At 32.8% G+C, this 23,630-nt stretch carries 17 protein-coding genes; 11 read left to right on the top strand and 6 right to left on the bottom strand.

What is annotated here, in order from left to right; translation table 11 throughout:
• Positions 1–40: 40 nt before the first annotated feature.
• From IRZ99_RS20875 to IRZ99_RS20840, 8 genes are all read left to right on the top strand, one after another.
• On the top strand, positions 41–1,825 hold the full coding sequence (locus IRZ99_RS20875) for a chloride channel protein (RefSeq protein WP_194659308.1): 1,785 nt from the start codon (positions 41–43) through the stop codon (positions 1,823–1,825).
• Between the two features lie 63 nt (positions 1,826–1,888).
• Positions 1,889–2,842: a Fic family protein gene (locus tag IRZ99_RS20870; protein ID WP_194659307.1), complete on the top strand. Its 954-nt coding sequence runs from the start codon at positions 1,889–1,891 to the stop codon at positions 2,840–2,842.
• Between the two features lie 22 nt (positions 2,843–2,864).
• Positions 2,865–3,821, top strand: a complete 957-nt coding sequence (locus IRZ99_RS20865; RefSeq protein WP_194659306.1) for a tetratricopeptide repeat protein — start codon at positions 2,865–2,867, stop codon at positions 3,819–3,821.
• A gap of 91 nt (positions 3,822–3,912) precedes the next feature.
• Positions 3,913–6,744, top strand: coding sequence for an excinuclease ABC subunit UvrA (gene uvrA, locus IRZ99_RS20860; protein ID WP_194659305.1), 2,832 nt, complete (start codon positions 3,913–3,915; stop codon positions 6,742–6,744).
• A 445-nt stretch (positions 6,745–7,189) separates the two neighbouring features.
• Positions 7,190–7,549 (top strand): cupin domain-containing protein, encoded by a 360-nt coding sequence (locus IRZ99_RS20855; protein ID WP_194659304.1) that lies wholly within the window; start codon positions 7,190–7,192, stop codon positions 7,547–7,549.
• A 190-nt stretch (positions 7,550–7,739) separates the two neighbouring features.
• Positions 7,740–8,468 carry a TIGR00730 family Rossman fold protein gene (locus IRZ99_RS20850; protein WP_072976115.1) on the top strand — a complete coding sequence of 243 codons (729 nt, stop codon included), beginning with the start codon at positions 7,740–7,742 and terminating at the stop codon, positions 8,466–8,468.
• Positions 8,469–8,748: 280 nt separating this feature from the next.
• A complete protein-coding gene (locus tag IRZ99_RS20845; protein WP_194659303.1) occupies positions 8,749–11,499 on the top strand; it encodes an aminopeptidase in 2,751 nt (916 codons plus the stop codon).
• A 188-nt stretch (positions 11,500–11,687) separates the two neighbouring features.
• The gene (locus IRZ99_RS20840; protein ID WP_194659302.1) at positions 11,688–14,099 is read left to right on the top strand and encodes a thiamine pyrophosphate-dependent enzyme; all 2,412 of its coding nucleotides are present in this window, start codon (positions 11,688–11,690) and stop codon (positions 14,097–14,099) included.
• A 148-nt stretch (positions 14,100–14,247) separates the two neighbouring features.
• On the opposite strand, the gene kdsB is transcribed toward IRZ99_RS20840, so the two are convergent.
• The 5 genes from kdsB to IRZ99_RS20815 all read right to left on the bottom strand — a co-directional run bounded on the left by kdsB (position 14,248) and on the right by IRZ99_RS20815 (position 18,194).
• Positions 14,248–14,982, bottom strand: coding sequence for a 3-deoxy-manno-octulosonate cytidylyltransferase (gene kdsB / locus IRZ99_RS20835; protein ID WP_194659301.1), 735 nt, complete (start codon positions 14,980–14,982; stop codon positions 14,248–14,250).
• A 164-nt stretch (positions 14,983–15,146) separates the two neighbouring features.
• Positions 15,147–15,977 (bottom strand): 4,5-DOPA dioxygenase extradiol, encoded by an 831-nt coding sequence (ygiD, locus tag IRZ99_RS20830; RefSeq protein ID WP_194659300.1) that lies wholly within the window; start codon positions 15,975–15,977, stop codon positions 15,147–15,149.
• A 37-nt stretch (positions 15,978–16,014) separates the two neighbouring features.
• Positions 16,015–16,371, bottom strand: coding sequence for a type II toxin-antitoxin system HigA family antitoxin (locus tag IRZ99_RS20825; protein ID WP_194659299.1), 357 nt, complete (start codon positions 16,369–16,371; stop codon positions 16,015–16,017).
• Positions 16,372–16,373: 2 nt separating this feature from the next.
• Complete coding sequence (locus IRZ99_RS20820) at positions 16,374–16,703, bottom strand: type II toxin-antitoxin system HigB family toxin (RefSeq protein ID WP_194659298.1); 330 nt, start codon at positions 16,701–16,703, stop codon at positions 16,374–16,376.
• 66 nt (positions 16,704–16,769) lie between these two features.
• Entirely contained in the window at positions 16,770–18,194 is a 1,425-nt protein-coding gene (locus tag IRZ99_RS20815) for an ATP-dependent RecD-like DNA helicase (protein WP_194659297.1), read from the bottom strand.
• A 342-nt stretch (positions 18,195–18,536) separates the two neighbouring features.
• Between IRZ99_RS20815 and IRZ99_RS20810 the strand changes: the two genes are divergently transcribed.
• Entirely contained in the window at positions 18,537–19,358 is an 822-nt protein-coding gene (locus IRZ99_RS20810; protein WP_194659296.1) for a DUF3822 family protein, read from the top strand.
• Entirely contained in the window at positions 19,355–19,960 is a 606-nt protein-coding gene (locus IRZ99_RS20805; protein WP_194659295.1) for an RsmD family RNA methyltransferase, read from the top strand. The genes IRZ99_RS20810 and IRZ99_RS20805 overlap by 4 nt, the downstream gene beginning before the upstream one ends.
• A gap of 49 nt (positions 19,961–20,009) precedes the next feature.
• Here IRZ99_RS20805 and IRZ99_RS20800 read toward each other — a convergent pair whose 3' ends face one another.
• Positions 20,010–22,124 carry an outer membrane beta-barrel family protein gene (locus tag IRZ99_RS20800; protein WP_194659294.1) on the bottom strand — a complete coding sequence of 705 codons (2,115 nt, stop codon included), beginning with the start codon at positions 22,122–22,124 and terminating at the stop codon, positions 20,010–20,012.
• Positions 22,125–22,241: 117 nt separating this feature from the next.
• Here IRZ99_RS20800 and IRZ99_RS20795 point away from each other — a divergent pair, with 117 nt between their 5' ends.
• Positions 22,242–23,621 (top strand): sensor histidine kinase KdpD, encoded by a 1,380-nt coding sequence (locus IRZ99_RS20795; RefSeq protein WP_228519140.1) that lies wholly within the window; start codon positions 22,242–22,244, stop codon positions 23,619–23,621.
• Positions 23,622–23,630 lie beyond the last annotated feature (9 nt).

Raw genomic sequence — 23,630 nt, 5'->3', positions numbered from 1 at the left:
ACCCTAAATTTGCAGTATCCCCCTAATTTTTACAGACAGAATGCTAAAAAAATATTTCAGAAAACTAGAAAGCATTATTGCCTTGGCACAGTCCTTAATGACGCCAAAGCAGTTTATTTTTTTATCAAGTGTTTTAATTGGTATTTCATGCTCTTTAGCGGTAATAGTTTTAAAAACTTTTGCGCATAGTGTATTTTCTTTTGCAACCTACATCAATGGTATTTTAAAATTGAGTTTCATCAACAGTATCTTGCCTATAATTGGTATACTGCTTACTGTTTTTGTTATCAAAAAAGTGCTAAACGGAACCATTGAAAAAGGAACTTCTCAAATCTTATATGCTGTTGCTAAAAAAGCAAGTATTATTCCGAGAAAACAAATGTATGCGCAAATTGTAACCAGTTCGTTAACGGTTGGTTTAGGAGGTTCTGCAGGTCTTGAAAGCCCAATTGTTGTTACAGGAGCAGCTTTTGGATCTAACTTTGCACAAAATTATAAATTAGCTTATAAAGATAGAACTTTGCTAATTGGCTGTGGTGTCGCGGCAGGAATTGCAGCCGCCTTTAATGCGCCAATTGCCGGAGTTTTGTTTGCTATCGAAGTTTTATTGGTTGATGTCAGTATTTCTGCCTTCACTCCTATCATGATTTCGGCGGCGACCGGTGCTTTGGTTTCTGCAATTGTTTTGGATGAAACAATCTTATTGTCTTTCAAAAAACAAGAAGCTTTCAATTATCATAATATTCCTTTTTATGTTATTCTAGGTATATTAACCGGTTTTATAGCGGTTTATTACGCAAGAAATTTTCAAAGAGTAGAGCATTATTTTGGAAATTTAAAAATGGGCGCTTATAAAAAAGCATTAATTGGATCGTCCTTATTAGCGCTGCTTATTTTTGTTTTCCCAACGCTTTTTGGTGAGGGATATGAAAGCATTAAAACTTTATCTGAATCTGATCCCGGTAAAATTCTGGATAATACGTTATTTGGAGATTTTAGAAATAACCAATGGGTCTTACTTCTTTTCGTTGGATGCACGATGATGGTAAAAGTTTTCGCTTCAGGACTAACTATCGGAAGTGGAGGAAATGGAGGTAACTTTGCTCCTTCTCTATTTTTAGGATCTTATCTCGGATTCTTTTTTTCAAAATTTGTAACCATGATTGGTTTGTCAAAACTACCAATCAGTAATTTTACCATGGTTGGAATGGCGGGTATTTTGAGTGGATTATTTCACGCTCCTTTAACTGCAATATTCTTAATTGCAGAAATTACGGGTGGTTATAGTTTAATGATTCCTTTAATGATTGTCTCTTCAATAAGTTTTGCAATTTCAAAACGTTTTGAAAAATATTCATTAGATGTAAAGGGTCTGGCTAAAAAAGGTCATGCTTTTACAAGTAATAAAGACTCCAATATTTTATCAACTTTAGATATTGATACTATCATTCAATGCGACTACCTAACCGTTCATCCAGACGAAAACCTTACTAAATTAGTTGATCTTATTTCGCACTCCAATCAGGTTGTTTTTGCTGTCGTAAATAATGAAAAAGAATTAGTTGGAGTAGTTCATTTTAATGATATCCGCGAAATTATTTTTAATTCTTATCGAGTAAAATATACCCTGATTAAAGATGTTATGAAAACACCAGCTGCTACAATATCTTCTTATGACAGCATGGAAATTGTAATGAGTAAATTCGAAAAATCAAAAACAGCTTTTCTTCCCGTTTTACGAAATGAAAAATATTACGGCTTCATTTCCAAATCCATAGCACTTGAAGCGTATAGAATGAAGTTACGTTCTATGACAATTGAGTAAGCTTAATATCGGATAGGTTAAAATTTTGATTTATCCGATATTAAGAAGTACCTTTGTAGGATTATGTGGAATATTGACTTAACATACAGAGAAGAATTTCAATCAACATTTGATCGATTGTACCAAAAAAGGCTTGATCTGCAAAACAGCAGACCATTGCCCAATATCGCTTTGCATAAAATTCGCGAAAGTTTATCCCTTGAATGGACTTACAATTCGAATAGTATTGAAGGAAATACTATGAGCTTAAGAGAAACCCAAATGGTAATCCAGGAAGGAATTACCATTAAAGGAAAATCACTTCGGGAACATTTTGAAACTCATAATCACGATAAGGCCATTGATTATTTGTACTCGATTGTTGATGATAATTATAAACTACGAAGTATTGATATTCTATCGATTCATGGATTGGTTTTACGTTCTATCGAAGATGATTTTGCTGGTCGTATACGTAATGGTGGAGTTCGAATTTCGGGAGCGAACTTTATGCCTCCAAACGCCAACAAAGTTTCTGATTATCTTGATGAATTAATTGAATTTATCAATACCAATCCTTTAGGGTTAAATGATATTGAATTGGCAACTATTTACCACCATAAATTAGTTTGGATTCATCCATTTTTTGATGGAAATGGGCGTACAGTTCGATTGAGTATGAATTTATTATTAATGCGCTGTGGTTTTCCGCCGGCGATTATCTTAAAAAATGATCGAAAAAAGTATTACGAAGCACTCAATCAGGCTAATAACGGTAATTATCAAAAACTAACGCTTTTGATGTGTCAGGCTCTAGAGCGTACACTTAACATCTATTTAAGTGCCATGCCAGGAAGCAATTACGATTTTCAATCGATACAAAATATCGTGAGCGAACCCGAAACTCCTTACGGACACGAATACATTAGTTTATTGGCCAGAACCGGCAAAATAGACGCTTATAAAGAAGGCCGAAATTGGTACACAACCAAAGAAGCCATTGAAGAATATATGGCAACCAGAAAACGAAAACGCTAACCAACCAAAAACCAATTATAAAATGAAAAAAACGTTATTTTTTCTACTTTTTTCTCTTAGTTTAACTTCTAATGCCCAAACAAAAGATAAAATTGATCCCGAAAAATTATTCAAGGAACTTACAGACCAGGCATGCTCTTGTATTGATTCAATTCCAACATACAATAGAATAAAAGACTCTATTACCGCTAATATTAGTTCCTGCATTGATGATAAAGTTGGAGCATATCAAATAGGTGAAAAATTTGCGAACATAGACTTATCGAATCCAACGGGAGAAAAAAAAGAGATTAATGTTACTTTAAATCTAGATAAAAATTCTACGGAGTATAAGGATATCTATTATAAAATGGAGAAATACCTTATGGATAATTGTTCTACTTTAAAAGATAAAGTTGCTTCAAATAATCAATTAAATAAAAATTCAATGTCTACAAATCAGGAAGCATTGGATTTTTACAACCTGGGCATCGATGAAACTAAAAAAGATAATTTTAAAGGAGCACTTGAATATTACAAAAAAGCCGTAAAAATTGACCCAAATTTTGCATTTGCGTACGACAATATGGGAATATGCTATAGACGTCTGGAAGAATTTGATTTAGCAATAGATTCATATGAAAAATCCCTAAAGATAGATCCTAATGGATTAATGCCATTACAAAATATTGCAGTGGCCTACTCTTATAAAAAAGAATATAAAAAAGCAGTAAAAAGCTACGAAAAACTAGCTAAAATTGAATCAAATAATCCTGAGGTTTTTTACGGCATTGGACAAATGTATGCCCTTCATTTAAATGATCCTGAAAAAGGTCTTGACAATATGTGCAAAGCTTACAATTTGTATGTTGAACAAAAATCGCCATACAGAGCGGATGCAGAAAAAATCATTCAAATGATATATGCTGATCTGAAAAAAGCCGGTAAGGAAGATACTTTTAATAAAATTCTAGCAGCAAACAACATTAAATCTAATTAGCGTTTTTTTGTTACTAATTGTAACATAAAGTTTTGTACTCTAGTATAAAAAGAACAAATCAAAGTGGTAACTTTGCGTTTTGCTCAAAATTATGTTAGAAAAAGACAATACTATTGAAGTTCTTGGTGCAAGAGTTCATAATCTAAAAAATATCGATATTTCAATTCCGCGTGAAAAACTGGTTGTAATTACCGGTCTATCAGGATCGGGAAAATCGTCTTTGGCTTTTGATACGATTTATGCCGAAGGACAGCGTCGTTATGTAGAAACTTTTTCAGCTTATGCCAGACAGTTTCTTGGTGGTTTAGAGCGCCCGGATGTGGATAAAATTGATGGGCTTTCGCCTGTAATTGCTATTGAACAAAAAACAACCAGTAAGAGTCCGCGTTCGACTGTTGGAACTATTACTGAAATATATGATTTCTTAAGACTTCTATATGCTCGTGGTGCTGATGCTTACAGTTACAACACAGGCGAAAAAATGGTTTCTTATTCTGATGATCAGATTAAAGATTTGATCATGGAAGATTTTAACGGAAAACGCATTAATATTTTGGCACCAATTATTCGAGCCAGAAAGGGACATTATGCGGAATTATTCCAACAAATTACCAAACAAGGTTTCCTGAAAGTTCGCGTTAATGGCGAAGTTCAGGATTTGGTTTCAGGTATGAAACTGGATCGTTATAAAACCCATGATATCGAAATTGTCGTTGACAGAATGTTGATTGAAGATACCGAAGACAATCAAAAACGTTTGTCTGAAAGCATTAATACTGCCATGCATCATGGTGAAAATGTCTTGATGATTTTAGATCAGGACACCAATGAAGTACGTTATTTCAGTAGAAATTTAATGTGTCCTACAACAGGAATTTCGTACCAAAATCCAGAGCCGAATTTATTTTCTTTCAACTCTCCAAAAGGAGCTTGTCCGCATTGTAATGGATTGGGAACGGTTCACGAAATCAATATCAAAAAGATTATTCCGAATCCTAAATTATCTATTAAATCTGGAGGTTTTGCGCCACTTGGTGAATATAAATCATCGTGGATTTTCAAGCAACTGGAAGTTATCGGAGAAAAATTCGGATTTAAAATTACGGATCCTATTGAGAAAATTCCAGCAGAAGCGATGGAGATGATTCTTCATGGTGGAAAAGATAAATTTACTATAAACTCAAAAGATTTGGGTGTTACGCGCGATTATAAAATTGATTTTGAGGGAATCTCACATTTTATCAAAAATCAATATGATGAAAGCGCTTCAACGACTATAAAGCGTTGGGCAAAAGATTTTATGGACGAAGTGAATTGTCCGGTATGTGAAGGTTCACGTTTAAAAAAAGAAGCGCAGTTTTTTAGGGTAAATGGAAAAAACATCACCGAATTGTGTGATATGGATATTTCCGATTTAACAGCCTGGTTTCAGGATTTAAATAGCCATTTAACAGACAAACAGCTTTTGATTGCTTCTGAAGTGGTTAAAGAAATTAAAGATCGTTTGAACTTCCTGATGAATGTTGGTTTGAATTATTTGGCTTTAAGCCGAAGTTCAAAATCACTTTCCGGTGGTGAAGCACAACGTATTCGTTTGGCAACTCAAATTGGTTCACAATTGGTTGGTGTTTTATACATTTTGGATGAGCCAAGTATTGGTTTACACCAGAGAGACAATGAAAAACTGATTAAATCACTAGAACAATTACGTGATATCGGAAACTCAGTAATTGTCGTAGAACACGATAAAGACATGATCGAAACTGCAGATTATGTAATTGATATTGGTCCGAAAGCAGGAAAATACGGTGGAGAAATTATCAGTATCGGAACTCCGGCTGAAACTTTAAAATCGAACACGATTACCGCTCAATATTTGAACGGTACAATGAAACTAGAGATTCCAAAAGAGCGTCGTAAAGGAAATGGCAAGTTTTTAAAACTAACCGGAGCGACAGGAAACAACCTAAAAAATGTTTCGATTGAATTGCCTTTAGGACAGTTGATTTGTGTAACTGGAGTTTCAGGAAGTGGAAAATCTACTTTGATCAACGAAACACTCTACCCTATTTTAAATGCCTACTATTTTAATGGCGTGAAAAAACCACAGCCTTATAAAAAAATAGAAGGTTTAGAATATATCGACAAAGTAATTGATATCGACCAAAGTCCGATTGGAAGAACACCACGTTCGAATCCAGCAACTTACACAGAGGTTTTTACAGAAATCAGAAACCTGTTTACCATGACTTCTGAGAGTATGATTCGTGGTTACAAGGCCGGACGTTTTAGTTTTAATGTAAAAGGCGGACGTTGTGAAACCTGTGAAGGTTCTGGTGTTAGAACTATCGAAATGAACTTTTTACCAGACGTTTATGTAGAATGCGAAACGTGTCAGGGAAAACGTTTCAACAGAGAAACTTTGGAAATTAGATACAAAGGAAAATCAATTTCGGATGTTTTGAATATGACGGTTGATGAAGCAGTTCCTTTCTTTGAAAATATCCCGAAGATTTATAGAAAAGTAAAAACAATTCAGGATGTTGGTTTAGGGTATATCACCCTAGGTCAACAAAGTACAACGCTTTCTGGTGGTGAAGCGCAACGTATTAAATTGGCTGGAGAATTATCTAAAAAAGATACGGGAAATACGTTTTATATACTAGATGAACCAACGACAGGATTGCATTTTGAAGACATTCGTGTTTTAATGGATGTGATCAATAAACTGGTTGATAAAGGAAATACAATTCTGGTGATTGAGCACAATATGGATGTAATAAAGCTTGCTGATTATATTATAGATATTGGCCCTGAAGGAGGAAAAGGCGGTGGACAATTAATTGCCAAAGGAACTCCTGAAGAAGTAGCAAAAAGTAAAAAAAGCTATACTGCTAAGTTTTTAAAAAAGGAATTGGAATAACCAAATTTACAATACGGGATGGATTAAAATCCATCCCTACAATATCTGCAGAACCTACAGCTCTATAGGACTTCGTGATAATAACGACGGATTAAAATCAGTCGCTACAAAGTGAATCGAGCTTAAGGGTCTTTTTTAAATAATCATAATGAAGCTCCACAGGAACGAAATGTTTATAGCAACAGATTTAATCTGTTGATAATTTTGACATTTAGTAATTAAGTTCCGTAGGAACGACATCTATTTACCAAATGTTGTAATTGTTGCAAGAGTTCATTTTCTATAATCAATTGATAATGAATTAAAACCCAAAAACTACCCAATCACAAATGTTACATTTAAATTAATAAATGGACATTCTTGTGACAATTCTGAAAAAAAGGCTTAATTTAGCTAGCCGTTTTTGAAAAAGCTTTTGATTTCGGTAAGGACTAATATAAAATCTATGAATCTAAAAGACAAGTTCAGTAACGTAGACCAATATTTTTCGCCTAAAATAATTGATGAAGTAAATGATCAATATATTAAAGTGGCTAAAATAAAAGGTCAGGAAATACCGTGGCATAATCATGAGAATGAAGACGAACTATTTTATATTGTCGAAGGTGAGCTTTTAATGGAAATTGAAAATGAGCCAGCATTCACCATGAAGAAAGGCGAGTTATTCGTTGTGAAAAAAGGAATAAATCACAGAGTTTCATCTGTTGACGAATGTCTCATAATGCTTATAGAATCTAAAACAACAGAGCATACCGGAAAAGTTAAAAGTCACATTACGAAATCAATTGAAGAACAAACGTATTAGTAACGGATTCTTCTTTTGAAAATGATTGCCCTAGCCCTGATGGGAGGGAAAATCCTTTTGTGCCGGGGTTCGGCACAAAAGATTGGAAGGACAGCAGGAAATAGCTCCTTCTCCTTCGACTCCGCTCAGGATGACAATAATAAAAACGACACAGCTAGAAATAAAAATATAAATAATTAAAATACCTAAAATGAGATTAGAAGATTTTGATAATGATGAGGATAAAGTAATTCAGGATCGTTTGAAACAAAAAACGTGGAATGAAATTAGAACCAATGACAGCTGGGCGATTTTTAAAATTATGTCTGAGTTTGTAAACGGTTACGAAAGCATGGGTCGTATTGGTCCGTGTGTATCAATTTTTGGATCAGCGAGAACAAAACCAGATGATAAATACTATTTATTGGCGGAGAAAATTGCTTATAAAATTAGTAAAGCCGGTTATGGTGTAATTACAGGCGGTGGCCCCGGAATTATGGAGGCTGGAAATAAAGGTGCTCATTTAGGTGGTGGAACTTCAGTAGGTTTAAATATCGAATTGCCTTTTGAACAGCATTTTAACCCTTATATCGACCACGACAAAAACCTGAATTTTGACTATTTCTTTGTTAGAAAAGTAATGTTTGTAAAATACTCTCAAGGATTTGTAGTAATGCCAGGAGGTTTTGGAACTTTGGACGAAATGTTTGAAGCGATTACCTTAATTCAAACTAAGAAAATCGGGAAATTCCCAATTATTCTAGTGGGTGTGGAATTCTGGTCAGGATTAATTGAATGGGTTAAAACAGTTCTAGTTGAAAAAATGCATACTGTAAGTCCTGAAGATTTGAACTTATTCAAAATAGTAGATACTGAAGATGAAGTAGTTGATGTTTTAGATAAATTCTATAAAAAGTACGATTTAAGTCCAAATTTCTAATTTTTAAATTTTATCGCTTTTTAAGTTATTGTAACTTTAATAAAAGGAAAAAAAATCGTTCAAATGAATAAATAACGTTAAGTATCACAAAAATTGAAAGCTGTTTTAAAAAACAGCTTTTTTTATGCTATTTTTACAAAAAACCAAAACGACTTTACACTCGTAACTTAAGTATACGCTAAATTATCCCGAGTCATCCTTGAAATCATTTTATAAAATTATATTCTTCATTTTAGTTTTATTCAGTTCGATAAAACAATATGCACAACATCAGTCTAGGATGGATGTGGCGGTTAATCTTGAACTTAAAACACTGAATGTAAAACAGGATATAACATTTTACAACACCTCAAATGATTCTTTGGATTCAATTGTTTTGAATGACTGGAACAATGCTTTTTCAGATAAAAATACACCTTTGGCTAAACGCTTTTCGGATGAATTTTACAGGGGCTTTCATGTTGCCAAACCAGAGGAAAGAGGAAATACAACCATTTTGAGTTTGACAGGTTCTGATAATTTGGCTTTAGAATGGCAAAGAACCGTTAAAAACCCTGATTATATTGTTGTAAAGCTGAATAGAAAATTATACCCTGGCGAAAAAATCAATCTTCATCTTACTTACATTTCTAAAATTCCGAGTGCTAAATTTACGCATTACGGCTTTGATCAGAATGGAGGAATGAACCTAAAAAACTGGTTTATAAGCCCTGCCCGATTTGAAAGCCATCATTTTGTAAAAAACAACAATTTTAATCTGGATGATATTGCTAATGCCAGCACAGATTACCAAGTTGAAATAAAGATTCCAAATAATTATTCTATTACCACCGATTTGGATTCTGTTTCAAAAGATGATTCCAATTCTTCGTACAGCACCTATTCTTTTTCCGGAAATAAAAGAAGTGATTTTAATTTATTTATCGAAAAACAAAATAGTTTCAGAAGTTATACTATGGGAGACTTAGAAGTTCTTTCAGATTTAAAAACAAAAAAACTTAACGACATTCAAAAAGCTATTGTTATCGACAGAGTAGCAACTTTTGCCAATGAATTTATTGGAAAATATCCGCACAAAAGAATCACAGTTTCTCAGGCTGATTATGATCGAAATCCGTTTTATGGATTAAATCAATTGCCATCCTTTATTAGCCCGTTTACAGATGAATTTATATTTGAGATTACTTTCTTGAAAACCTACCTTAACAATTATCTCAAGAATAGTTTACGTCTTGATCCAAGAAGAGACAATTGGGTTTATGACGGAATTCAGATATATACCATGATGAAATACATGGAAGAACATCATTTGGATCAGAAAATGCTGGGTAGACTTTCTGACATGAAACTCTTTAAAAGTTACAACATTACCAATATAACTTTCAACGAGCAGTACAGCTATTATTATATGCTGATGGCACGAAAAAACCTGGATCAGCCTCTTGGTGATCCTAAAAATACACTGATAAAATTCAACGAACAAATTGCCAGTAAATATCGCGCCGGTTTAAGTTTGAGTTATTTAGATGATTATCTCAATCATAATATTGTTCCTGAAAGTGTTCAGGAATTTTATAATTTGAATAAAGCAAAACAGACAAACCGATTTGACTTTGAAAAAATCCTGACCAAAAATAGTCCAAAAAAAATCAATTGGTTCTTTGAAACTATTATTGATTCCCGTGAAATTATCGATTATAAATTCACCAATGTTTCGAGAACAAAAGACAGTGTACAATTTCAGATAAAAAACAAAACAGGCATTTACGCTCCGATTCCTGTTTACGGAATCAAGAAAAATGAAGTCGTTTTTAAAACCTGGATTGAACCAACAAAGAATGATTCGGTTTATAACTTTGATCGAAAAAATGCAGATAAAATTGTTATTAATTACGACAATGAGGTACCGGAATACAATCAAAGAAACAATTGGAAATCGTTAAAAAGTGTAGTTATTGTCAATCGCCCGATCAAATTTAATTTTGCCAAAGATCTGGAAGATCCTTACTACAATCAGATTTTATATATTCCGACACTTAATTATAATTTATATGATGGATTGACGCCTGGAATTCGTTTTCATAATAAAACCATTTTAGACAAACCTTTTACGTTTGATATTAATCCGGCATATTCTATAAATGCAGGAACAATTTCTGGCTCATCGGCATTTTCATGGAGTCAATATTATCGCAACAGCACACTCTATAATGTACGTTATTCGATTAGTCAGAACTATTTTCACTACGCGCCGGATGCAACTTATCTTAGATTGAATCCAATGGTGCAATTTCGTATTCGGGAGAAAAATTTCAGAGACAACAGAAAACAACTTTTCTTGTTGCGTGAGGTTATTGTAAATAGAGAGGCAAGCGATTATATTACTGATAATTCACCACCAAATTATTCTATTTTCAATGCGCGTTACTCGAATACAAAAACGGAGTTAATCAATCATTTTAACTTCATGACTGATGTTCAGTTTTCAGGAGATTTTGGAAAAGTAGCTGGAGAAATTGAATATAGAAGATTGTTTGAGAACAATCATAAACTAAATCTGAGAATGTATGCCGGAACTTTTCTTTATAATAAAACAGATTCGGATTATTTCAGTTTTGGTCTAGATCGTCCTACAGATTATATGTTTGATTATAATTTTTATGGAAGATCTGAAAGCAGCGGTTTTTTTAGTCAGCAGTTTGTCATGGCCGAAGGTGGTTTTAAGTCCAAAATCGAACCCTCATTTGCTAACCAGTGGATGACAACATTAAATGCAAGTTACTCTGTTTGGAACTGGGTTGAAATGTATGGCGATATTGGTTTTATGAAAAGTAAACATCAAAGTGCCGATTTTGTTTATGATACAGGAGTTCGTTTAAATCTGGTTCCGGACTATTTTGAACTCTATTTTCCGGTTTATTCAAATAATGGATGGGAAATTACTCAAACAAAATATAACGAAAAAATAAGATTTGTTATAACATTATCACCTAAAACATTAGTCAATCTTTTTACCCGAAAATGGTTTTAATTGAATAAATTTTAATCAAAAAGATGCATTATTATTATTAAATTATGTTTTTTATTTAAAATAACATAAATAAAATACGTAGTTTTTTGATTTTAAATACAAATAATTAAATTATATTTATTTTAAAGAATTATGATTATTGATTGTTTTTAAGTAATTTCGCAGTCTCAACATGACCATTCCAGATTATGATTACAGAAAAAAACAATACTACATTAACATTTGAGGATTTCAAAACTGAGGTATTGAATGACTACAGAATTGCAGTAACCAGCCGTGAATGTAGCCTTTTAGGTCGTAAAGAAGTATTGACCGGAAAAGCCAAATTTGGAATATTTGGTGACGGAAAAGAAGTTCCACAACTTGCAATGGCAAAAGCCTTCAAAAATGGTGACTTCCGTTCAGGATACTACCGCGATCAGACTTTTATGATGGCGATTGGCGAATTAACTCCAAAACAATTTTTCGCAGGTTTATATGGTCATACCGATTTAGATTTTGATCCAATGTCAGCCGGAAGACAAATGGGCGGACACTTTGTAACGCATAGTTTAAACGAAGATGGATCCTGGAAAGACCTGACAAAACAAAAAAATTCAAGCGCAGATATATCACCTACAGCCGGACAAATGCCAAGATTATTGGGACTTGCACAGGCTTCTAAAATTTACAGAAATGTCGATGGTATCAAAATCAAAGACAAATTCTCTGTAGATGGAAACGAAGTGGCTTGGGGAACTATTGGTAACGCGAGTACTTCTGAAGGTTTGTTTTTCGAAACAATAAATGCTGCAGGAGTTCTACAAGTTCCTATGGTAATGAGTGTTTGGGATGATGAATACGGAATTTCGGTTCACGCCAAACATCAAACAACCAAAGAAAACATCTCAGAAATCCTTAAAGGATATCAACGCGATGAAGATTCTAAAGGTTATGAAATTTTTAGAGTAAAAGGTTGGGATTATGCTGAGTTGGTGTCGACTTACGAAAGAGCAGGTGCTATTGCCCGCGAAGAACATATTCCCGTTTTAATTCACGTTAATGAATTAACACAACCACAAGGGCATTCTACTTCAGGTTCTCACGAACGTTATAAAAATGGAGAAAGACTAGCCTGGGAAAGAGATTTCGATTGTATTCGTCAGATGCGTTTATGGATGATCGCCATCAATATTGCATCTCCTGAAGAACTTTCAGAAATTGATTTTGAATTGAAAAAAGAAGTTCTTGAGGCTAAAAAAGAGGCTTGGAATTCTTTCATCAACCCAATTATTGAAGATCAAAAAAATCTTTTGGCATTATTGGAGCAAATTGCAGAAGCAAGCATCAATCATAAAGAAAGAATTGGAAAGTATATTTCAGAATTAAGTGCTATTAAATCGCCTTTAAAAAAGGAAATGTTAGTTATAGCACGCAAAATATTACGTTTTGTAGAAGTACCAAACAGTAAAGTTTTGTTATCGAACTGGATTACAGATTACATTACAAAAACACAACCAAGATTCAGCAGTCATTTACATTCTGATTCAGATTTGAATGTTTATTCTGTAGAAAAAGTACTTCCTGAATATTCAGAAAATGCAAAACCGGATTCAGATGGCCGAATGATCCTTCGCGATAACTTCGACGCTTTGTTTACCAAATACCCTGAAACACTAATTTTTGGTGAGGATGTAGGAAACATTGGTGATGTAAACCAAGGTTTAGAAGGCATGCAGGAAAAATACGGAGAACTTCGTGTTGCCGATGTCGGAATTCGTGAAGCTACCATTATAGGTCAGGGAATCGGAATGGCCTTGAGAGGTTTACGTCCAATTGCTGAAATTCAGTATTTAGATTATTTACTGTATGCAATTCAAATCATGAGTGACGATTTGGCTACATTGCAATACAGAACTGTTGGAAAACAAAAAGCACCTTTGATCATCAGAACTCGTGGACACCGTTTAGAAGGTATCTGGCATTCTGGCTCACCAATGGGAATGATAATCAATGCTATTCGCGGAATTCACGTTTTGGTTCCAAGAAACATGACACAGGCGGCAGGATTCTATAACGCTCTTTTAGAGACTGATGAACCGGCTTTGGTAATTGAATGTTTAAATGGATACCGTTTAAAAGAAAAAACACCTTTGAATTTTGGTGAGTTCAAAACACCAATTGGAGTTGTTGAAACATTAAAAGAAGGATCTGATATTACTCTTGTTTCTTATGGTTCAACTTTAAGATTAGTAGAACAAGCGGCAACTGAATTATTAGATTTAGGAATTGATTGTGAAGTTATTGACATTCAGTCTTTACTTCCGTTCGACATCAATAAGGATATTGTAAAAAGTATTGCAAAAACAAATCGTCTGTTAGTAATTGACGAAGATGTTCCTGGTGGAGCTTCAGCGTTTATTTTACAACAAATTTTGGAAGAGCAAGATGCATATGTTCATTTAGACAGCAAACCACAAACTCTTGCTGCAAAAGCCCACAGACCGGCTTACGGAACTGATGGTGACTATTTCTCTAAACCTTCTGCCGAAGATATTTTTGAAAAAGTATATAGTATGATGCATGAAGTTAATCCTTCTAAATTCCCGGATTTATACTAATTTTAGATTTTATATTTTTTTAGATAACAAAAAAGCTCCAATATTTTGGAGCTTTTTTGTTTTGTTACAATGACAAAAATCCGTTTTTATCCGCGCTTTCGCTTTAGCGACTCCGTTTCATCCGCGTACCATCTTCACAGCAACATAACTATTTAGAAGCTAAAATACCCCTAGCCTTTTCTAAATCCTCAGCCGTATCAATTCCAATTCCAACATGCGTTGTTTCAACCATTTTAATACGTTTTCCGAATTCTAAATAACGTAATTGTTCTAGTTTCTCAGAAGCTTCCAAAGATTTCATAGGCAAGCTATAAAAGTCTAACAAGGCCTGTTTTCTAAAAGCATAAATCCCGATATGTTGAAAATAACGAACACCAACATCTTTATCTCTCGGGTACGGAATTACAGAACGCGAAAAATACAACGCAAACTGGGACTGATCTACAACCACTTTTACATTATTAGGATTATTGATTTCGTCTTCAGCTGTGATTTCACGCATTAATGAGGCTAAATCAATCTTGCGGTCTTCATCGTTTTTAAATACTGATAAAACTTGTTCAAGAGGTCCTGCTTCTGTAAAAGGTTCATCACCCTGAACATTCACTACAATATCAACATCGAGACTAAATATAGCTTCTGCAATTCGGTCGCTTCCTGATTCGTGTTCTTTAATGCTCATAATGGCTTTTCCACCATTTGAAACAATTTCATTAAAGATTAGATCAGAATCGGTTACAACAAATACATCATCAAACAAATTTGTTGCCACTGAGGCTTCATAAGTTCTTAGGATTACGGTTTTACCACCCAAATCCTGCATTAGTTTTGCAGGAAAACGTGTTGATGCATATCGCGCCGGAATTACAGCTATTATTTTCATTTTTTATGTCATTGCGAGGAACGAAGCGATCTCATCCTCATTATTAATTTATTTTTTTATTGATGATCTCTGTAAAGTATTGATGCTGCTTTGTGTTATAATTTTTACCACAGAGTTGCACAAAGGTTTTCACAGAGTTTCACAAAGTTCAAAGTTTTTTTTCTTTACATAATTTTTACTGAAGTCATACTCAAAGAACCAGCCAACAATTTATCATTAAACAAACTCAATTCTTCTGATTTTTCTTTTAAACCTAAAGTATACAACAAAGGTAAATAGTGATCCGGAGTTGGAATGGCAACCTGAACTGCTTTACTCATCTTTTCGAAGTCAATCAACGGCTGAAAATTTCCATCCAATAAATAATTATTTACCGTTTCTCTCGCTTCAATAGCCCAATCGAAACCGTAATTGTCTTTATCAAAATTTCTGAAATCTACTAAACGAAGATTATGAACAATATTTCCGCTTCCTATAATCAATACCCCTTTATGACGAAGAGATTGTAATTTCTGAGCTAACTCAAAATGATATTGACCTGATTTTGTATAATCAATACTCAACTGAATAACCGGAACATTAGCTTCTGGATATAAGTGTTTGATTACACTCCATGCACCGTGATCTAATCCCCAATGTTCATCTAAATCAACATTTACAGGTTCCAATATTTTTTTAGTTTCTGCAGCCAATTCCGGACTTCCTTTTGCAGGATATTGAACATCAAAAAGTGCCTGCGGAAAACCTCCAAAATCATGAATAGTTCTTGGCATTTGCATGGAAGTAACTTTGGTTCCGTTGGTAAACCAATGCGCTGAAATACACAAAATCGCATTCGGTTGTGGCAAAGTTTTAGCCAGATCGCGAAAACCAGCCACAAACTGATTTTCTTCAATAGCGTTCATCGGACTTCCGTGTCCTAAAAACAAAACCGGCATTTTATCTGTATTCGAAAACGTAGAGGAAATCGAATGTAAGTCGTTTAGTGTTGTCATTTTAGCATTGCATTTTTAAGCTAAAAAGTAAAAATTTCTAGGCACTATGCAAAAATACATCTGCAGGAATGCTAAAGTAATTTTTAAGTTTTTGTGCCATTTTCAAAGTAATTTCACGTTTACCTGATAAAATTGCAGAAACATGACCTTTACTCCCAATTATTGGTTCAAGATCTTTTGCCTTCATCCCTCTTTCCTGCATTTTATATTTTATGACTTCTAATGCATCTAATTCTGGCAAATGATAATTTTTTTCATCGTAATCCTTTACCAAAACAATTAACAAATCTAGCTCATCACCTTCTACAGTATTAGGTAAAGCATGAAAAATTTCCATCAACCTTAGTGATGCCTTATTATAATCTTCTTCTGTTTTTAATACTTTCCAATTCATAATTATAAAGTTTTATCCGTCAAAATTGTAGTATCAAATTCTACAGTTTCAACATTAATTTTATCATATTCTTTATGTGTCCCAAACCAAATTACATAACAAGCTTGTTGTAAAAAATTAATTGAAACAACTAATCGAAAATCATTTCCTTTAATATTAAAAACAACTCTATTATTATTTACAATACTAGAATTTCCATAAATCTTTTTTAATTCATTAAAATTATTAAATGGAAGCTTAGAAAACTCATTATACCAAATTAGTAACTGTGTAGATGCAATTGGATATTTCTTAACATAATGTAAGATCGTCTTCTTTACAAGAATTTTCATAGAACAAATGTATTATAAAAGTTTTCAAATTGCAAACTTTTAAATATTGTATAATTTAAATTTAAATCACTCCTCAAAACTTTCGTCTTTAAATCCTATTAAATATAACTTATTTTTCGCACGAGTCATAGCTGTATAAAGCCATCTAATATAATCGCGATCGATTCCGTTTGGTAAGTAGGGCTGTTCAATAAAAACAGTGTTCCACTGCCCTCCCTGCGATTTATGACAGGTTATGGCGTACGAGAATTTCACTTGTAAACCGTTGAAGTATTCGTTCTCTTTTACTTTGTGAAACTTCTTATATTTCGTACTTTCATCTTCATAATCTTTCATTACTTCCTCGTACAAACGATTTGATTCTTCGTAGGTTAATGACGGAGATTCGCTTTTAATCGTATCCAAAAGCAAAACGGTTTCAAAAGGTTTCTGATCCGGATAATCGACCATTCTGATTTTTACATTTGCAAAAGTAAAGCCGTATAGTTCTTTGATTCCGAACATTTCCAAAACTTCGATAATATCTCCGTTGGCAATAAATCCGGCTTCATCGGTTTCTTTTAACCAGAAATAATTATTTTTTACCACCATCAAAAAATCACCTACCGAAAGTTCACTTTCTTTAAACAAGATTCGGGTTCTGATTTGTTCGTTGTATTGATTAGCTCTTTTATTGGAACGAACAATAAAAGCGGTATCTTCAATACTATAATTGCTGTAAGCTGTGTTAATAGCATCCTGAATATCATATCCATCAGTTAAACGAACAATGTCCTTGAACTTTTTTACATTGAATTTAAATTCGGTAATAAAACTATCTTTTAGTAATTCACGCAATTCAGTCGCATTGTACAAAATCCCTGAATTTTCTTCCTGACGCATTACTTCATCCAATTCGATATGTTCGATTTCTTTGTCATAATGTACATTTAAAGTATGTACATCAAGCGCAGGACTAATATCTAAATTCACCGGAGGCAACTGGGCAGTATCTCCCAAAAGAATCATTTTACAATTGGTTCCAGAATAAACATACTGAATCAAATCATCTAAAAGCGATCCATTATCATACAATTTCGAATCAGAATTACTGTCAGAAATCATCGAAGCCTCATCGACGATAAAAATCGTATTTTTATGTTTGTTGACCTGTTTGGTAAAAGCTACGCCTCCACCAGAAGATTTTTTAGGAAAATATATTTTTTTATGAATGGTAAAAGCCGAAGTATTCGAATAATTAGCGATTACTTTTGCCGCACGACCTGTTGGCGCCAGCAAAACATATTTCTTATTAATTTCTCCCAGATTATTTACAATAGTCGAAATCACCGTTGTTTTCCCGGTTCCGGCATATCCTTTCAGTACAAAAATGGTATCGTTAGCGGGCTCGGTCAAAAAAATGGCAATTTTTTGAAAAAAAATATCCTGTTTCAGAGTTGGTGCAAAAGGAAATTTTCTTTGTAAAATGCCGTAAAACAATGCTGAATTCATAGGGAAAAATTGAACAACAAAGTACGGTTTTTTAAATGGCAATTTCAATCTGCAAGATCAATATTTTCCACCATATAAGTGATATAAGTTCAGTTAAGCACAGCCTGATAATCGCTTTTAATTCAAAGTGATCTAAAGTAAATATAAGAATACTTAAAATCAGAAATTAATTGAACTTATATCACTTATATGGTGGAGAAAAAAACTTAACGTTGCCTTAAAATGTATATTAAATTGTTTTTTGAAATTGCAATTATTATTCTTGCTTTTTAATTTGTAAGTTTGTGTTCGAATTAAATTCTTTCTTGACACTACAACAGGTAATGAATTGAAAATCAAATTATGGCATTTCAAAATACTAATATTACATCAAAAAATTATAAAAAACTTTCTATTCAGGTTTCACTGACAGGATTTTCTTTTTGTTGTTTTGATACCTTAAATAATACCATTACTTCGTTTAATGAAATTCAATTTGATCCCACTAAAAAGGCGACCAAAATTGAAGAGTCATTTAGTGATGCATTTAAAAAATATCCGGAACTAAAAGATAGTTACGACGAAATTATGGTCATTCATAATAACAATCTTTCCACTTTTGTTCCAACTGCGCTTTTTGACGAAAATTATCTGGGCAGCTATTTGCAATACAATACAAAAGTTTTCGAAACTGATTTTTTTACTTTCGATACCATTTCAAATTACGAAATGAATGCCGTTTACATTCCGTATGTAAACATCAATAATTTCCTGATTGATAATGTTGGATCTTTTGACTACAAACATGTTAACAGCATTTTAGTCGAAAAAATTCTTGATGCTTCAAGAAACAATGACGATAAAAAAATGATCGTTAATTTTAATCCGGAGCATTTTGAAATTATTGTAGTTCAAAATCAAAAGCTGTTGTTATTCAATTCCTTTGAATATAATACACCGGAAGATTTTATTTATTACCTGCTTTTTACAGCCGAACAATCGAATTTAAATCCTGAGATTTTTCCACTCGAATTGTTGGGTACTATAGAAAAAAATGATCCTTTTTATGCCATCGCGTATAAATACATTCGTAATGTTTCCTTCTTAGATGTAAGCACATTACAAGAGAAAAATGACTTTTCTACTGCACAAAATCAAAAACATTATATCTTATTTCAATCATGAGAATCATTTCTGGAAAATACAAAGGACGCCGCATTTTTCCGCCAAAAAACCTTCCTGTAAGACCTACAACTGACATGAGTAAAGAAGCATTATTTAATGTTTTGAACAATCATTTTAGTTTTGACAGTTTAAAAGTTTTAGACTTATTTTCGGGAACTGGCAATATTAGCTTTGAATTCGCTTCACGCGGAAGCGAACCAATTACGTCTGTTGATGGCGATTTTGGCTGCGTAAAATTCATCAAACAAGTTGCATCAGAATATGATTTTAATATTGCTGCTACTAAAAGTGATGTTTATAAATTTTTAGAAAACTGCAAAACTTCTTACGATATTATCTTTGCCGATCCACCTTATGGATTAGATCAGGCTGCGTTTGAAAAAATTGTGCTAACCGTTTTTGAAAGAGATTTATTGCACGAAGACGGGATGATGATTATCGAACATTCCAAATACACCAAAATGGAGCACTTGAGTAATTTTTCTTTCCAGAAAAGTTACGGCGGTTCGTTTTTTAGTTTCTTCGAATTGAATTCAACTGACGACGATGAAGAATTACCAGATGATTCACTAAAAAAAGTTACAGAAGAAGACGAAGGATAATTTCCTTTTAAAACATAAAAATGCCCTTGAAATTCAAGGGCATTTTCTTTTATCTAATTCTATCTGAATTTTCATCGATGTTTTTCTCTTTGAATTCTGTTTCTTTTACTTTTCCAAAAGAATATCGTATTGCTAGTGAAATCTCATGATTATCTACAACATATCTTGCTTTGGAATTAATGCTATTAATAGTAAATTGTTCGGACTGAATATTATTTTTAAAAACATTATTACAGCTTAAAGTGCAATTCCAATTTTTAGAGAAGGTTTTTGAAACCGCCATGTCTACTACAAACATCGGAGCTGTTTCAAAAACTCCTGTATATTGTTTTGTTAATCCCCAAAAATTCAAAACAAAAGAATAGTCTTTTGGAAATTTAAATTCGTTATTGGAGCTATAATAACAATATGGTTTTGACGCCAGAAACGCTGCAGACTGATCTTCAATTTTTTCTAAAATAAAAACCAACGAATTAGTTGTTGTCCAAAATTTATACGTGAACGGCAATGTGAAATCGGCTGTAAATCCAGAACTTTTATCAAAATTAATATCCTGAAAAGTCATTATATTTTTTTCATCATCAAACGAAAAACTATTGTGTACAGGATCTTTGGCATGCGTATAACTCAGTTTAACTGATTTATCATGATACTGAAAAGTGGTCGAAATTTCATCAATAATTGTTGGACCCAAATTAATATTCCTAGCATACAAAAAATAAGGATTTATATAAGTGGCTCCCTGACTTAAAGAGGAATAATTAGGTCTCGAAATGCTTTTGGCATAATTTACACTAATACTTTTTGTACTGTCAATGGGGAATGAAAACTGTGCTTTCGGGAAAAAATTAGTGTACTTTTTAGCTATCAGCGGTAATAAATCGGTTTTAAACTTTCCGTTAATGTTAGTCTCTTCAACACGAACTCCAACAGAGAAATCGATTTTTTTAATTTTTCCTGATAGTTGACTATATCCGGCTAAGTTCTCTTCTTTAAAATCATAATGACTTATTTTATTTGTATTGGTTTCATAATAAAAAATATCAAAATCAGATTTTGAATCTGCAGCTGAATACAATCCGCCCATTTCAAATTTCATTTCATTTTTAAGCTTTTTCTCAATATCAATTCTGCCCGAGAAAACATTGACTTTAAACTTCTGATCCCGAATTTGAGCCAATTCAAATTCCGTATCATTAAAATTATTCTGAACCTGACTCCAGGAAGTCTGATCAAAATTAGAATACTGAAATCCAGTAAAAATCTGTGCATCGAGTGAATTTATCTTTTTATTGTAATTTAAAGAAGAATTTACAAAATCCTTTTTACCATCATTATCACTGTACGTAACAACATTATTTACAACGTTCTGGTTTTTATTTTTTGTTATCGTATTGATAGGAAAAATATCCATCTGCAGCTTACTATTTATACTAAACGAAAAATAATCCTCTTCGTTTATTTTGTAAAACAAACCGCCGCCAAAAATATATTGCTTTCTTTTTGTATTCGCCGTAACATCATATTTTGAAGCAATATCTACATCAGAAATATGATAATCGATACTATGGCCTTCCCACGGATTCAATCTATTGTAATTGAAATTAGCTTTCAACTCCAGTTTGTTTTTTTTGAAATTAGAATTAAATCCGAGATAATTATTGTAATTTTTCTTAAACGAAGCAACTTCTGAAATCTCCGTTCTAAAACTGTCTTTTTTGCTAAACTTTCGGGTTATCAAAATCACGACACGGCCTTCAGCTTCATATTTAGCAGATGGATTCTGAATAATTTCAATTGTTTTAATATCGGCGGCAGCCAAAGCATTTAAATCGTTCATGCCCACTTTTTGATTATCAATATAAATCAGTGAATTTCCTTTACCTACAACCGAAATATTTTCGCGATCAGCACTAACCTGAACTGTTGGTATTTTAGACAAAAGATCCACTGTATTTGGAATCGAATTGAAAATTGAATTGGCAACATCCAATTTAATATTCCCATTTTGATTCGAAAATGCCTTTTTATTTTGAGTGATAACAACTTCCTTCAGGTTATTCGAAATACTGTCTTTTGGAGTTTTATTCTGTGCGTTTCCCAAAAGAGAAAAACAGAACAACAATAGGATTATAAAAAGTTTTACAGGCAGATAAACATTCATTTTAAAAAGATTTTTGGTTTAGATTGAATGCAAAAATGATTCTAAAAAAGCACTGCGAAAGTTAATTGAAGGTTAATGCGGGGTTAATGCTAAAATTCTATCATAAAAGCTTTATTTTTGGAAAGAATTTCAAGCTGTATGAAACAAAGAATCAATTTATTAATAGCATTTTCAGTTGTCGCGTTAATCGTTTTGTCAACGGTGCAATACTATTTGGTAAAAACCACTTACGATTATAAAGTGGCGCAGTTTCATACAGAAATCAAAAATGAAATCGCTCAGATTTCTAATAATTACAGTGATATCGATTCGGTTCTGGTAGCTAAAAAAGAAGCACTATACAAATCATTATCAGAGAATTATCTTCAAGGGAAAAATTCTAAAATAGATATTAAAAACAGTATTCTTAAAAATGAATTCAGTGCTCTTTTAACGCAGAAAATCCAACGTAAGTTTGAAAGAGAATTACCCAATCTTAAAATTGATTTTGCCATCGTATTGAACAAATACATTCTGTATAAAAACGCTAAAAAAGCAGATACTATTTTCTCGGAAAAACCTTTTATCAGTAATAAATTATATGGCAATTTAGCCTCTTTAAATAATGCCTTTCTGGTTCGGAATTATGTTGGCACCACCAATGGAACTTTTGAAAATCAAGATTATAAATTATTGACAGAAGATTCTATGTACGTTTCTGTTATTGATTGGGAAATGATTATTTTAAGAAGGATGACATTCATTCTGATTTTGTCTCTGCTTTCTATATTAACCTTAATTACTCTTTTTGTAATTGCTATTAAAGCTTTAATCAAACAGAAAAAAGTGAGTGACGTTAAAACTGATTTTATCAATAATATTACGCACGAACTCAAAACACCGTTGGCAACTTTAGGTATTTCTACTAAAATTTTAGAACAGAAAAACATTCGTGACAATGATGAAAATTTTAATATGATTGTTAATACGATTTCGCGCCAGAACAACCGTTTACAAAATCTGATTGATCAGGTAATGGCGAATTCATTGGCAGAAAATGAAATTGAATTACAGAAAGAAAAAATAGAAACCGAAGATTTTCTCCTTTCCATTGTAAATGATTTTAAAATTACATTTCCGAAAATTAATCTTAAAACCGATTTCCAAACACAGAAAACCATTTTAGTTTTAGATAAATTCCACTTGACAACCGCTTTTTTAAATGTTCTGGAAAATGCTGTAAAATATGGTTCAAAAACGATTACCATAAAAACTAGAATCGTAGAAAATCAATTTTCGATCAGTATTGAAGATGACGGAATTGGAATTGAAAAAAACAAACAATCACTTCTTTTTGATAAATTTTATCGCGTACAACAAGGAAACCTGCACAACACAAAAGGCTTAGGCTTAGGACTATATTATGTAAATCAAATTGTAAAAGCACATCAGGGTTCTGTTAAAGTTGTGAGTGATTTAGGAAAAGGAACCGAGTTTACTATTTTATTAAAAGTTTAATTACCTTAT

The sequence above is a fragment of the Flavobacterium sp. LC2016-12 genome, from assembly GCF_015351595.1.
Lineage (GTDB): Bacteria > Bacteroidota > Bacteroidia > Flavobacteriales > Flavobacteriaceae > Flavobacterium.
Note: the sequence above shows the minus strand (reverse complement) of the source record. Positions and strands in the feature narration are given on the sequence as shown.